The sequence below is a fragment of the Mesorhizobium sp. A556 genome, assembly GCF_054489545.1.
Map to the genome: position 1 here is coordinate 693,181 of NZ_JBTMXA010000002.1, position 13,279 is coordinate 706,459.

At 62.2% G+C, this 13,279-nt stretch carries 15 protein-coding genes; 13 read left to right on the top strand and 2 right to left on the bottom strand.

The window, feature by feature from the left end; translation table 11 throughout:
• Nucleotides 1–39: 39 nt before the first annotated feature.
• Entirely contained in the window at nt 40–1,071 is a 1,032-nt protein-coding gene (gene hemB / locus ACX3P0_RS07985; RefSeq protein ID WP_459087780.1) for a porphobilinogen synthase, read from the bottom strand.
• Between the two features lie 196 nt (nt 1,072–1,267).
• Between hemB and ACX3P0_RS07990 the strand changes: the two genes are divergently transcribed.
• The 4 genes from ACX3P0_RS07990 to ACX3P0_RS08005 all read left to right on the top strand — a co-directional run bounded on the left by ACX3P0_RS07990 (nt 1,268) and on the right by ACX3P0_RS08005 (nt 5,106).
• Nucleotides 1,268–2,311 carry an enoyl-CoA hydratase/isomerase family protein gene (locus ACX3P0_RS07990; protein WP_459087782.1) on the top strand — a complete coding sequence of 348 codons (1,044 nt, stop codon included), beginning with the start codon at nt 1,268–1,270 and terminating at the stop codon, nt 2,309–2,311.
• A 20-nt stretch (nt 2,312–2,331) separates the two neighbouring features.
• Nucleotides 2,332–2,730: a DUF6163 family protein gene (locus ACX3P0_RS07995; protein ID WP_459078790.1), complete on the top strand. Its 399-nt coding sequence runs from the start codon at nt 2,332–2,334 to the stop codon at nt 2,728–2,730.
• 242 nt (nt 2,731–2,972) lie between these two features.
• Nucleotides 2,973–3,488 (top strand): transcriptional regulator LdtR, encoded by a 516-nt coding sequence (ldtR, locus tag ACX3P0_RS08000; protein ID WP_459078584.1) that lies wholly within the window; start codon nt 2,973–2,975, stop codon nt 3,486–3,488.
• Nucleotides 3,489–3,852: 364 nt separating this feature from the next.
• A complete protein-coding gene (locus tag ACX3P0_RS08005; RefSeq protein WP_459087784.1) occupies nt 3,853–5,106 on the top strand; it encodes a L,D-transpeptidase family protein in 1,254 nt (417 codons plus the stop codon).
• 67 nt (nt 5,107–5,173) lie between these two features.
• Here the strand turns inward: ACX3P0_RS08005 and ACX3P0_RS08010 are convergent, their stop codons facing one another.
• A complete protein-coding gene (locus tag ACX3P0_RS08010) occupies nt 5,174–6,358 on the bottom strand; it encodes a GAF domain-containing sensor histidine kinase (RefSeq protein ID WP_459087786.1) in 1,185 nt (394 codons plus the stop codon).
• Between the two features lie 229 nt (nt 6,359–6,587).
• Here ACX3P0_RS08010 and glyA point away from each other — a divergent pair, with 229 nt between their 5' ends.
• The 9 genes from glyA (at nt 6,588) to ACX3P0_RS08055 (ending at nt 13,122) form a co-directional block, all read left to right on the top strand.
• Complete coding sequence (glyA, locus tag ACX3P0_RS08015) at nt 6,588–7,898, top strand: serine hydroxymethyltransferase (protein WP_459087787.1); 1,311 nt, start codon at nt 6,588–6,590, stop codon at nt 7,896–7,898.
• Between the two features lie 126 nt (nt 7,899–8,024).
• Nucleotides 8,025–8,489 carry a transcriptional regulator NrdR gene (gene nrdR / locus ACX3P0_RS08020; protein WP_459078588.1) on the top strand — a complete coding sequence of 155 codons (465 nt, stop codon included), beginning with the start codon at nt 8,025–8,027 and terminating at the stop codon, nt 8,487–8,489.
• 3 nt (nt 8,490–8,492) lie between these two features.
• Nucleotides 8,493–9,617 carry a bifunctional diaminohydroxyphosphoribosylaminopyrimidine deaminase/5-amino-6-(5-phosphoribosylamino)uracil reductase RibD gene (gene ribD / locus ACX3P0_RS08025; RefSeq protein ID WP_459087788.1) on the top strand — a complete coding sequence of 375 codons (1,125 nt, stop codon included), beginning with the start codon at nt 8,493–8,495 and terminating at the stop codon, nt 9,615–9,617.
• Nucleotides 9,617–10,234, top strand: coding sequence for a riboflavin synthase (locus tag ACX3P0_RS08030; protein WP_459087789.1), 618 nt, complete (start codon nt 9,617–9,619; stop codon nt 10,232–10,234). The genes ribD and ACX3P0_RS08030 overlap by 1 nt, the downstream gene beginning before the upstream one ends.
• 68 nt (nt 10,235–10,302) lie before the next feature.
• Nucleotides 10,303–10,563 carry a CopG family ribbon-helix-helix protein gene (locus tag ACX3P0_RS08035; protein ID WP_459087790.1) on the top strand — a complete coding sequence of 87 codons (261 nt, stop codon included), beginning with the start codon at nt 10,303–10,305 and terminating at the stop codon, nt 10,561–10,563.
• A complete protein-coding gene (locus ACX3P0_RS08040; RefSeq protein ID WP_459087791.1) occupies nt 10,563–10,838 on the top strand; it encodes a type II toxin-antitoxin system RelE/ParE family toxin in 276 nt (91 codons plus the stop codon). Before ACX3P0_RS08035 ends, ACX3P0_RS08040 begins: the two co-directional genes overlap by 1 nt.
• 72 nt (nt 10,839–10,910) lie before the next feature.
• Complete coding sequence (locus tag ACX3P0_RS08045; RefSeq protein ID WP_459087792.1) at nt 10,911–11,405, top strand: 6,7-dimethyl-8-ribityllumazine synthase; 495 nt, start codon at nt 10,911–10,913, stop codon at nt 11,403–11,405.
• The gene (gene nusB, locus ACX3P0_RS08050; RefSeq protein WP_459078594.1) at nt 11,402–11,899 is read left to right on the top strand and encodes a transcription antitermination factor NusB; all 498 of its coding nucleotides are present in this window, start codon (nt 11,402–11,404) and stop codon (nt 11,897–11,899) included. Before ACX3P0_RS08045 ends, nusB begins: the two co-directional genes overlap by 4 nt.
• 17 nt (nt 11,900–11,916) lie before the next feature.
• The gene (locus ACX3P0_RS08055) at nt 11,917–13,122 is read left to right on the top strand and encodes an MFS transporter (protein WP_459087873.1); all 1,206 of its coding nucleotides are present in this window, start codon (nt 11,917–11,919) and stop codon (nt 13,120–13,122) included.
• Nucleotides 13,123–13,279 lie beyond the last annotated feature (157 nt).

Here is a 13,279-nt window from a genome sequence, read left to right on the forward strand (position 1 = left end):
CGCTCGCCGTAAGGTCAGCGCGCTGGCCAGAATAGAACGTCAACCCTTCAGCATCTGCGCCACCTCGGGGGCGAAGTAGGTCAGGATGCCGTCGCAGCCGGCCCGCTTGAAGCACAGCAGCGATTCCAGCATGGCCTTTTCGCCGTCGATCCAGCCATTGGCGCCAGCGGCCTTGATCATCGAATATTCGCCCGACACCTGATAGGCGAAAGTGGGCATCTGGAATTCGTCCTTCAGCCGGCGGACGATGTCGAGATAGGGCAGGCCGGGCTTGACCATGAGCATGTCCGCGCCCTCGGCCAGATCCTGCTCGGCCTCGCGCACCGCCTCGTCGGAATTGGCATGGTCGAGATAATAGGTCTTCTTGTCGCCCTGCAGCAGGCCGGCGGTGCCGATGGCGTCGCGATAGGGGCCGTAGAATGCCGAATGGAATTTCGTCGCGTAGGACATGATCGCCACGTCGGAAAAGCCGCTGGCGTCGAGCGCGTCGCGGATCGCGCCGATGCGGCCGTCCATCATGTCCGATGGTGCGATGATGTCGGAACCGGCCGCAGCTTGCAGAACGGCGGCGGCGGTTACCTGCTCGACGGTCTCGTCGTTGACGATGATGCCGTCGCGCAAGATGCCGTCATGGCCGTGGCTGGTGAACGGGTCCAGCGCGGCATCGGTGATGACGCCGATCTCGGGCACCGCATGTTTGATGGCGCGAGTCGCCCGGTTGATGAGATTGTCCGGGTCCAGGATCGCCGAGCCGGTCTGGTCGCGCTGCTTCATCTCGACATTGGGGAAGCTGGCGATGGCCGGAATGCCGAGCTTTGCCGCGTGCTCGACCTCCTTGACCGCGAGATCGACGGACAGGCGGAAGACGCCGGGCATGGCGGCGATCGGTTCGCGCACATTGACGCCGTCGATGAGGAAGATCGGCCAGATCAGATCGTCGACCGTCAAATGATTTTCCTGGACGAGGCGTCTCGACCACGGTGCCTTGCGCATGCGGCGCAGACGGCGAGAATTGGTGATCTCGTCGACGCTGCGCGCGCCGGCCGGTTTTGTGGGGGTGAACTTGTTCATGGTGAAATCTCCGAACGGCGCGGCTTTTATCACGAGGCCGTCGCCAAGACCAATGCGATACAATTGTGCCAGCGCGTCGGGCGATAAGGGGTGGACTGCGCAACGCAAGGCCGGATGGCACGCCCGACAGCATTGACGCGCCCGTGCGCCACCCTTTAGCACTTCCAAGAGGGTTGTTTGAAAGGATTCTTGGCGGATGGATTTTGGTGGCGGCGACGAAATCCGTTTCGAGCATATCGGCCGTGCCGGTGTGGCGACGCTGACGCGGCCGCAGGCGCTCAATGCGCTGACGCTGAAAATGGTCAAGGCGCTGGCCAAGGCGCTGCACGCGTGGGAACGCGACAAGAGCATCGATGTCGTTTTGGTCAAGGCCGAGGGCAGGGCGTTTTGCGCCGGTGGCGATATCGTTCAGGTCTATAATGCCGGCCGCGCCGGAAACCCGCTCGTTGACTTCTTTGCCGACGAGTACAGGCTGAATGCCCAGATATCGCGCTTCAAAAAGCCTTATGTGGCCCTGATCGACGGCATCGTCATGGGCGGCGGCGTCGGCATTTCGGCACATGGCTCGCACCGGGTGATGACGGAAAATGCCCAGTTCGCCATGCCGGAGGTCGGCATCGGCTTCTTCCCCGATGTCGGCGCCAGCCATGTGCTGCCCGATCTCGGCGGCAGTTTCGGTTTCTATCTGGGTTTGACGGGCGCCCGCATCAAGCAGGGCGACGCGCTATGGTCGGGGTTGGCCACGCATACCATCAAGGCGGTGGACCAGGCCGGCTTCATCCAGAGGCTGACCGAGGTTGGCGAGCCGGAATCCGTGCTGCGCGGTTGTTTCTTTTCGGCCAGGCGCGAAACCGACCGCCCGACGCTGGAGGCGATTGCCCGGCACTTTTCGCAGCCTTCGCTGATGGATATCGTCGGCAGCCTTGAGCGGGAAGCTGCCGATGACGCGTTTGCCGCCGCCACGCTGGCGACGATCAAGACGCGCTCGCCGACCAGCCTGAAGATCGCCTGGCGCGAAATTTCGGCCGGCCAGACGCTTTCGATGGATGAGTGCATGCGCATGGAATTCCGCATTCTCAACCGGATGCTGGCCGGTCACGATTTCTACGAGGGCGTGCGCGCAGCCCTGATCGACAAGGATGGCAAGCCGAAATGGCATCCGGCCAGCCTGGATGGTGTTTCGCAGTCTGCCGTGGATGCCTATTTCGCGCCATTGGGCGAGCGGGAACTGGTGCTGTGAGCAATACGGCTTCTGGACGCCTGGTATTGAGCCCGTCATTGGCCGAAAGTGCTTTTGCCTGGTTCCATCGGATCGTCGCGGCCTACTGCCTGCTGTTCGGCATCTTGTACTGGGTGCGGTTGATTGGCTTTTATCATGCGCCCTTGTGGCGCTTCGACCTGATGCCCCTCCATTGGCAGGTTGCCGCGACGCTCTTGGCCGTGTTTTTCCCGTTTGCCGCGGCCGGATTGTGGATGCTGGCGTCGTGGGGGCCGGTCATCTGGTTTATCTGCGCCGTGACCGAAACCGTCATGTATGCCGGCTTTCCCGAATTGTTCGGAACGCAGAAGCTGACGCTTGCCTCGCACGCGGCGGTGGCCTTGCTCTACATCGCCTTCCGCGTGGTCATCCATGTGCAGAGGCGGCAGCCTGCCCAATAGGGCCAAGAGGAAATGCCGCGCGACCGGCGGCACAGGCAATTTCGGCCCCCGAATCCCGGTCGCTAAATATTTAGGTTAATAGTCCTCGCGCGGGTGACCGTTCATTAAGCCTCTTATCAAGGTAGCTGCCGGTAAGCTCTTGTTAGCCTTGGCGTTTAAGTCGAATTTTATGAGTATTCGATAGTGTCGCAATCAAGGTGAAGAACAAAAAATCACCAGGCGACAAACGAGAGGCAAAGACAATGATCAATTCGCGTCCTGCGGCCAAGACCGCACCCGTAGCCGACGAAAGCCGCGAGGCAATCCGTTCGCTCTATATGGAATCGCTGCAGTTGGTGGAGCGTCTGCACCGCCGCCTGCTCGACGTTATCAAGGATGAATTCGACCGCAACGGCCGTTCCGACATCAACGCCATCCAGGCGCTGCTGCTCTTCAACATCGGCAATTCGGAGCTGACCGCCGGCGAACTGCGTTCGCGTGGCTACTATCTCGGCTCCAACGTCTCCTACAATCTGAAGAAGCTGGTCGACCTGGGCTTCATCAACCACCAGCGCTCGCGCATCGACCGCCGTTCGGTCCGCGTCAGCCTGACCGAGAAGGGCGCCGAGGTGGCGGAAGTGGTTGCCGGACTCTATGATCGCCATGTCGGCTCGATCGAGCAGGTAGGCGGCATCAACACCGACGAATTCCAGCAGATGAACCGCGCTTTGCAGCGTCTGGACCGCTTCTGGAACGACACCATCGCCTATCGCATGTGATCGGCCGGCGCGTTGCCGCCGTGTGTCTGGAAAATACGGGCCGCAAGCCGGTCCGCGCCATAACGCCAAGTACGAGCCGGTGCACAAAAGGCACTGGCCCGTACTTTGTTGACCGGCGTCTCCTGCGCAACGCCTGCAACGCCACGTTGCCGCCATATTCGGGTGAGAGCGAGAATGCAGGCATGTCGGCGAAAGCGCGGTGCTGCCTGGAACCCGCAATGCCGGCGAACGTTGATGCCGGACCGGGAGCATGGTTGGCGGATTATTAAGACTGTCGACCGAAAATAGAGGCAAGTCAGCCCTATCGCCGAATGGTTTTGCAGATCGAACCTTCAAAACAGTACCGAGATTGTCTGGAACGTCCATGATCACCAGCCGCCGCTTTTTTCTTTCCGGGGCCTCCGCGCTCGCTGCCACCCTTGTCGCTGGAGGGGCCAGGGCCCAGGACGTCGTTCAGGACATCCTGAAAACCGCCGGTCAGGGCAATTGGGACGATACGTTCGACGCGCGTGTCAGCAACGGCGCCAAGGTCGCCTCGACGCTGCCGATTTTCAGCCCGCAGACGGTTGCTTTCACCGAACAGGCGATTGCGCAATATCAGGGCATTGTCGGCCAGGGCGGTTGGGGGCAGGTTCCCGATACGAAAAAGCTCAAGCTTGGCGTGATCGACCCCGACGTCGTGCCGCTGCGCAAGCGGTTGATGGTTTCGGGAGATTTGCCGCAGAGCGCCGGCTTGTCGCAGTCGTTCGATTCCTATGTCGACGCGTCGGTCAAACGCTTCCAGTTGCGCCACGGATTGCCGTCGGATGGCGTACTTGGTAAGTTTTCCTACGCGGCCATGAATGTGGCGGCCCAGACGCGCCTTGGCCAGCTTGAAACCAATCTTGTGCGGTTGCGCGAAAAGGTCGGCACGCTTGGCGACCGCTACGTGCTCGTCAATATTCCGGCCGCGCAGATCGAGGCGGTGGAGAACGGCCGCGTCGTGCTCCGCCACACCGCGATTGTCGGCAAGATCGACCGGCAGACCCCGATCGTCAATTCCAAGATCAACGAGATCATCGTCAATCCGTACTGGACTTCGCCGGTGTCGATCGTGCGCCGGGATATCATTCCCTTGATGCGCAAGAACCCGAATTATCTGAAGGACAGCCACATTCGCCTGTTCGCGCCCGACGGCACCGAGGTCGATCCGCTGAATGTCGACTGGTCTACGGAAGAGGCAACCAAATATCGCTTCCGCCAGGACCCGGGCAGCAACAACGCCATGGCGTCGGTGAAGATCAATTTCCCGAGCCCCGACGGCGTCTACATGCACGACACGCCGCAGCAGAGCCTGTTCAACAATCTGATGCGCTTCGATTCGTCCGGCTGCGTGCGCGTGCAGAACGTGCGCGATCTCGTAACCTGGATCCTGCGCGATACGCCAGGCTGGGATCGCCAGCATTTCGAGGCCGCCATCAAGACCGGCGAGAACCAGCCTGTCGTCGTGACCAATCCCGTCCCGGTGCATTTCCTTTACGTGTCGGCCTGGTCGACGGGCGAGGGGGTCGTGCAGTTCCGCGACGACGTCTATGGCTGGGACGGCGCCCAGGAATTGCAGATCACCTCGGCGCTTTGATCCGTTTCACTTTGAAAAAAAAGGCCGCTTGCGAAAGCGGTCTTTCTTATTGCGCGTAGGGAATCGGTTACGCGGAATGCAGGGGCATCCTGAAGGTGAAGCGGGTTTCTTGCCTATTGGACAGCGCCGTCAGCGTGCCGCCATGGGCGCGTGCGATTTCCGAGGCGATGTAGAGGCCGAGCCCCAGGCCTTGCTGGCTTGGCCGGACGGTTCCGCGAAAGAACGGCTTGAACAGATTGTCGAGCATGGTGGCGGGAATAGGCTCGCCAGCGTTCGAAACCCACAGTTCGAAATATCCGTCACGGGTGAGGGCGCCCGTCCTGACCGGCGCGCTGCTGTCGCCATAGACCAGCGCATTCGCGAGAAGATTGGAAAACAGCTGTCCAAGCCGTGCGTGATCGACCTCGATGGGGTCGGTCAGCGAAAAGTCAGCCTGTATTTCGCGCCCCGGCTCGATGGAGCGGATTTCGCCAAGAACCTGTTCCAGCACGTCCTGGACGGGTAGCAGGGTTCTGCTGGTGTCGAGCGTGACGCCGCCGCCAAGGCGCGCGCGGGCAAAGTCAAGCACATTGTCGATCAGGCCGCGCATGCGCACGACGCTACCTTGCATCAAATCCAGAATTTTTCGGGATTTGGCGTCGAGCGGCATGTGCAACAGCATCTTTGCGCCTGAATCTATCGATGAGACCGGATTGCGCAGGTCATGGCCGAGCACCGCGATGAACTGATCGCGCAGTTCCGACAGTTCGCGTTCGTGCGCCAAATCGGCCTTCACCGTCATCAGTTGTTCCCTGATATCGAGGTGGGAGGCGATGAGTTCGGCGAAAAGCGTGAACATGCCGATGGTTTCGGGATTGTTCAGGTTTGCGGGGTGAGGTCCCATTGCGCAGAGCGTCCCGAAAAACCGGCCGTCGCGGCGGATGATCGGTATCGAGATGTAGCTTTTCAACTGCCACGCCGCCATGCCGGGATGGCTGGAATAGGTTTCGTGCTCGGCAGCGTTGCTGATGACGATCGGCGCGCGGCTCTCGCGAATATCGTTGCAGATGGTCGCCTCGACCTTCAATTCGCTGCCCGGCGCGAGCCCGAAATCGAGACTGTCCAGAACCTTGCAGGCGATCCAGCGGCTCTCCGTCACCCGCGCGACGGCCGCGAAGCCCATGCCTGTGGTGCGACAAACCACGTCGAGAATGGTCGATACAGCGTCGATGCTATCGATCGTATCGATATCCGCCTGGAAATCATGAGGCATTAAGGACTGCTCCAAACCGTGATGCCGGTTCCGAAGCCCTCATATAGACCGGAATCAGCGATCTGCCAGACGGACGCTTTCTGGCTCTTGCTGTGCTCGAAACGCATTCAATGGCGGAACTGCGGCGTTTGGCGCATTTCGGCTAGCAGACTTCGCGTGGCACACGTGGCAAGCCGCCCCCAACTGTGTTAATTGCGGCGCACTATTGGACAGCGAGGAATTCCAAGACATGGTCATTGCATCGGCAGCCCAGACACGCGACGCCTTTTTCGAAACCCCTCTTGCCGATGTCGATCCCGAAATTTTCGGCTCCATCCGCAACGAACTCGGCCGCCAGCGCCACGAGATCGAACTGATCGCCTCTGAAAACATCGTCTCGCGCGCCGTGCTCGAGGCGCAAGGCTCGATCATGACCAACAAATATGCCGAAGGCTATCCGGGCAAGCGCTATTATGGCGGTTGTCAGTTCGTCGACGTGGCGGAAGAACTCGCCATCGAGCGCGCCAAAAAGCTGTTCGGCTGCAATTTCGCCAACGTCCAGCCCAATTCCGGTAGCCAGATGAACCAGGCGGTGTTCCTGGCCTTGCTGCAGCCCGGCGACACCTTCATGGGCCTCGACCTCAATTCGGGCGGGCATCTGACGCACGGGTCGCCGGTCAACATGAGCGGCAAGTGGTTCAAGGTCGTCTCTTACGGCGTGCGCCCCGACGATCATCTGCTCGACATGGACGCCATCGAGAAGCTGGCGCATGAGACCAAGCCGAAGCTGATCCTGGCCGGCGGCACCGCCTATTCGCGCGTCTGGGATTGGAAGCGTTTTCGCGAGATCGCCGACGCGGTCGGCGCTTACCTGATGGTCGACATGGCCCACATCGCGGGCCTCGTTGCCGGTGGCGTGCACCCGTCGCCGCTGCCGCACGCCCATGTCGTCACCACCACGACGCACAAGTCGCTGCGCGGCCCGCGCGGTGGCATGATCCTGTGCAACGATGAAGCCATCGCCAAGAAGATGAATTCGGCGGTGTTTCCGGGTCTTCAGGGCGGTCCGCTGATGCACGTCATCGCCGCCAAGGCGATTGCGCTGGGCGAAGCGCTGAAGCCGGAATTCAAGCTTTACGCGCAAAACGTCGCGGCCAACGCCAAGACCCTGGCCGCGAGCCTGAAAGATACCGGCCTCGACATCGTTTCCGGCGGCACCGACAACCATCTGATGCTGGTCGACCTGCGTCCCAAGAACGCCACTGGCAAGCGCGCCGAGCAGGCGTTGGGCCGCGCCAACATCACCTGCAACAAGAATGGCATTCCCTTCGACCCGGAAAAGCCGTTCGTCACGTCGGGCGTTCGCCTCGGCACGCCGGCCGGCACCACGCGCGGCTTCGGCGAGGCCGAATTCCGCGAGATCGGCCATCTGATTGCCGAGGTTCTCGACGGCTTGAAAGCGGCCAATTCCGATGAGGGCAACGCGGCGGTCGAGGCTGCAGTCAAAAAGAAGGTCGTCGCGTTGACGGACCGTTTCCCGATGTATTCGTATCTCGGCTGAACATCGTCATAGAAATTGTCGCGCGGCCTCGCTATCTCCTGATGGCGAGGCCGTCTGCATGTTTGCAGGCGCGCTGAAAGGCTTTAAGCCTTCTCCATAGTCAGAATCGCGAGGCCCCATCCGACCATGCGCTGCCCTTATTGCCAGTCCGAAGATACACAGGTGAAGGATTCGCGGCCCGCCGAGGACGGGTCGGCGATCCGCAGGCGGCGTGTCTGCCCCGATTGCGGCGGGCGCTTCACCACCTTTGAGCGGGTACAGCTTCGCGACCTCGTGGTCGTGAAGAAGTCGGGGCGAAAAGTGCCGTTCGATCGTGACAAATTGTTGCGCTCGGTCGAGATCGCGGTGCGCAAGCGCAATGTCGATCCCGAACGCATCGACCGCGCCGTCACCGGCATCGTGCGCCAGCTGGAAAGCTCCGGCGAGACGGAAGTGGCTTCCGGCGAGGTGGGGCGTTTGGTGATGGAAGCGCTGAAATCGCTCGACGATGTCGCTTATGTGCGTTTTGCCTCGGTTTATCGCAACTTCCGCGAAGCCAAGGATTTCCACGACGTGCTGGGCGAACTGAAGGGCGACGAGGACGCCGGCTGAAGGATGGCCGAAGCAGGCAAGCCAACACAGGAAGACACGGATCGCCGCTACATGGCGGCGGCGCTGCGGCTATCGCGCAGGAACGCCGGGCGTACCGCGACCAACCCGTCCGTCGGCACCCTGATCGTGCGCGACGACGGCGCCGGACCGATGATCGTCGGAACCGGCGTGACCGCCATTGGCGGCCGGCCGCATGCCGAAGCGGAAGCCTTGGCCGAGGCCGGCGACCTAGCGCGCGGCGCCACCGCCTATGTCACGCTTGAACCCTGCGCGCATCATGGCCGTACGCCGCCTTGCGCCAATGCGCTCGTCAATGCCGGCATCGCCCGTGTCGTTGGTGCCGCCAGCGACCCCGATCCGCGCGTTTCGGGAAAGGGCTATGCCATCCTGCGCGCCGCCGGCATCAAGGTGACGGAGAAGGTGCTGGCTTCCCAAGCTGCCGACCAGATGGCCGGCTATCTGATTCGATCTCTCAAGAAGCGGCCGGAAGTTACTCTGAAGATTGCGCTTTCCAGCGACGGCAAGATCGGCTTGCGGGGCCAAGGTCAGGTGACTGTCACCGGCGAGATCGCGCGCCGCGAAGTGCAGATGATGCGCACGCAAGCCGATGCCATCCTCATCGGCATCGGCACGGCGCTGGAAGACGACCCGGCGCTGACCGTGCGGCTGCCGGGGCTGGAGAACCGATCGCCGGTGCGCATCGTGCTCGATCGCCAAATCAGGCTGCCTGAAACCTCGAAACTGGTCGCCGGCGCCAACCGTGTGCCGCTTTATGTCGCCATATCGCAAGACGCTGAAGCGGGTCGCAAGACCGCGCTGGAGCGGCGCGGCGTGCGGTTCATCGGCACCGACACGCATGACGATTGCATCGCCTTGCCGGAATTGATGGAGGATCTGGCGGCGCTGGGCATGCTGAGCGTTCTGGTTGAAGGGGGGGCTGCGACAGCCAGGGCTTTTCTCGACGAGGATCTGGTCGACCGCATCGTGCTGTTTCAGGGCGTGGACGAGATCGGTGCAGAAGGTATCGCCTCGCCCATCGACGCCGGCCACATACCGACCGGCTTTCGCAAATCGCGAGACATGCGTTTTGGCGACGATAGTTGCGCCGAATGGATAAGGGCTCTTTGATGTTTACTGGAATTGTCACTGACGTCGGCACCATTGCCATGGTCAAACCGTTGAAGCAGGGCATCGGCCTGCGCATCGACACCGCTTATGAGCCGCAAACGATCGCCATCGGGGCTTCCATCGCCTGCGGCGGGGTCTGCCTGACGGTCACTGCGCTGCCGGAACAAGGCTCCAACGCGCGCTGGTTCGAGGTCGAGGCATGGGAGGAAGTGCTGCGGCTGACGACCGCCTCGGAATGGAAAGCCGGCTCTCGCGTCAATCTGGAACGGGCGCTGAAGATCGGCGACGAGTTGGGCGGCCATATCGTTTCCGGCCATGTCGACGGCATGGCGACCATCGTTGCGCGCAAGGACGAGGGCGACGCCGTGCGCTTCACGCTGGAAGCGCCGCGCGAACTGGCGAAATTCATCGCGCCGAAAGGCTCCGTAGCGCTCGACGGCACCTCGCTGACCGTCAATAAGGTCGATGGTGTGCGCTTCGACGTGCTGTTGATCCACCATTCGCTGACCGTGACCACCTGGGGCGAACGCGCGGTCGGCGACCGGGTCAATCTCGAGATCGACACCATGGCCCGCTACGCCGCGCGGCTGGCTGATGCGGCGCGAGAAGGGCTGTAGGGACGGGATGGAGAGTCGACTTAATCAACTTTAATCGGTATGATTGAGCCTGATTAGGGAACGTTCCCATGGAAACCAGAGTGATTACCGCGCACGTTCCGCTACCGCTGGCGGACAAGGTCGACCAGATGGCGGCGCGGCTGGATCGCCCGCGCGGCTGGATCGTCAAGCAGGCGCTTGCCGCCTGGGTCGAACAGGAAGAGGAGCGGCGACGTCTCACCCTCGAAGCCCTGGCTGATGTGGATCGTGGCCGTGTCGTCGATCACCAGTTGGTAAAGGCATGGGCCGAAAGTCTGGGCACGGACACACCGTTGCCGGCCCCGCGATAATGCAACTGGAGTGGACCGGTCGGGCGCTTGCCGATCTGGTCCGGCTCCACGATTTTCTCAGCCCGCTGAATGCACAGGCGGCGGCGCGTGTCGTTCAATCCTTGACGGCTGCGCCTGAACGTCTTCTTCAGTATCCGCGTATCGGCGAGCGATTGGAGGAATTCGCACCACGCGAGGTTCGTCACATAATCGCCGGCAATTACGAGATTCGATACGAGGTAGTGAACTCGGCAATCTATGTGCTGAGTTTGTGGCATGTACGGGAGGATCGGTAGTAGGCCAAACCAATCTTCCGCTTGCGAATGCTGCGCCTTCGGCCTAAGTCACGCGCTCTCTGGAGAGCATTCATGGCTGGTACATCCCAACACGGCAAGGCGTTCATCCGCCCGAAGAAGAAGGCGCACCTGCTCATCGTCGAGGCGCGCTTCCACGACGATCTGGCCAACGCCTTGCTCGACGGCGCGGTCGAAGCGTTGAAGGAAGCGGGAGCGACCTACGATGTCGTCACCGTTCCGGGTTCGCTGGAAATCCCCGCCGTCATCACCTTTGCGCTGGACGGTGCTGCCGAAGGCGGAACTGCCTATGACGGGTTCGTAGCGCTGGGCACGGTCGTTCGCGGCGACACCTATCATTTCGAGATCGTCGCCAATGAATCCAGCCGCGCCCTCATGGACCTTTCCATCCAGGAGGCGGTGGCCATCGGCAACGGCATCCTGACCACGGAAAACGACGAGCAGGCATGGACGCGCGCCAAGCGCAGCGAAGGCGACAAGGGCGGCTTTGCGGCCCGTGCCGCACTGACCATGATCGCGCTCAAGGAGCGTTTCGGAGCGGACGCGTGAGCGAACCCATAGCGCCAGGACCTGTCATCCGAACCGCCAACAAGCGCGGTGCCGCCCGCCTTGCCGCCGTGCAGGCGCTGTACCAGATGGACGTTGCCGGCAGCGGCGTATTCGAGATCACCGCCGAATACGAAGCGTTCCGGCTCGGCAAGGAAGTGGACGGCGCGCTCTACCTTGAAGCCGACGCCCAGTGGTTCCGCGCCATTCTTTCCGGCGTCGTCGAAAACCAGAAGACCGTCGATCCGATCATCCGGCAGGCGCTGACCGAGGATTGGCCGCTTTCGCGCCTCGATTCGACCTTGCGGGCCATTTTGCGCGCCGGCGTCTTCGAACTGATGAAGCGCGCTGACGTGCCGGTTGCCGTCATCGTCTCCGAATATGTCGACATCGCCAAGGCGTTCTACACCGAAGACGAGCCGAAGCTGGTCAATGCGGTGCTGGATCGCGTGTCGCGCCGGGTGCGCGGCGAGGGGCGGGGCAAGGACGCCCTTTGAGTGCCTCCGGCCAGGATATGACTGCCGCCCTCAACCAGGGCGATGCGCGCCGCACGGCCATTGTCCTGTCCGCGGCGCAGGCCGTGCTCGGCTCGGCCGGTCCGATCTGTTTTGCGCTTGGCGCGCTGGCCGGCTACTTCATGCTCGGCACGGACAAATCGCTGGCGACCGCGCCGCTCACCGGCTACAGCGTCGGCCTGGCGGTCGGCGCCTTGCCGGCAGCCGCCATCATCCGCCGGCTCGGCCATCGCGACGGCTTCATGACGGGGTCCGGCGTTGCAGCGCTCGGCGGGCTGATCGCGGCGATCGCGCTTTTCCAGTCCAGCTTCTGGCTGTTCGCCTTTGGCCTCGCGGTCGTTGGCGTCGGCAACGCTTTCGTCCAGCAGTTTCGCTTCGCCGCCGCCGACAATGCGCCGCCGGAATTCAAGGCGCGCGCCATTTCGCTGGTGCTGGCGGGCGGCATCGTCACCGCGGTGCTGGGGCCGCAGACCGTCATCTTCACGCACGATCTTCTGGCTCCCGTGCCGTTCGCCGGGTCTTTCGTCGCCCTCATCGGCTTGTCGGCAATAGGCGGAGCGATCCTGTTTTTCCTGCCCGCCCGCACGCGGATCAAGACGGAGCAGGAGACCGGAGACACCGGACGGCCGCTGATCGAGATCATCTCGCAGCCGCGCTACGCGGTGGCGCTTTTGTGCGCCGTCGGCTCCTATTCCATGATGACCTTCGTCATGACCGGAGCGCCGCTGGCTATGGTCGGCTGCGGCTTCTCGTCGGATCAGGCGACCCTTGGCATCTCATGGCATGTGATGGCCATGTTCGCACCGAGCTTTTTCACCGGCCGGCTCATTCACCGCTTTGGCGCGACGGCCATCGTCACCTCGGGCTTCGCGTTGCTGATCGCCTGTTCGGCAGTGGCCTTGTCCGGCATCCATCTTTGGCAATTCTGGACGGCGCTGGTCCTGCTTGGCCTCGGCTGGAACTTCGCCTTCATCGGCGCGACCTCGATCGTCGCGTCCTGCTACCGCTCCGAGGAGAAGGGCAAGGCGCAGGGCTTTCATGACTTCGTGCTGTTCTCTTCCGTCGCCTTTGCATCGCTGATGTCGGGTGCGGTCTATAACGCCTGGGGCTGGGAAATGCTGGCCGTGATCGTGCTGCCTGTCGCCGGACTTTGCCTTGCGCTGCTGGCGGCGCAGCGCCTGATGAGCCGCCGCCAGACTGCCTGAGCGGGGCATATCCGTCCCCGCCGGCCCGAATCGCAGCACCTCCCGAAAGGCTTTAAATCGATATAAGCAAGCGCCCGTTTTTCCGGCGCTGCCGCTTGCGCTCGATTCCGGTGGAAACCCGGTGAAAACCGAACAATATCTTGACGTTCGCGAATGA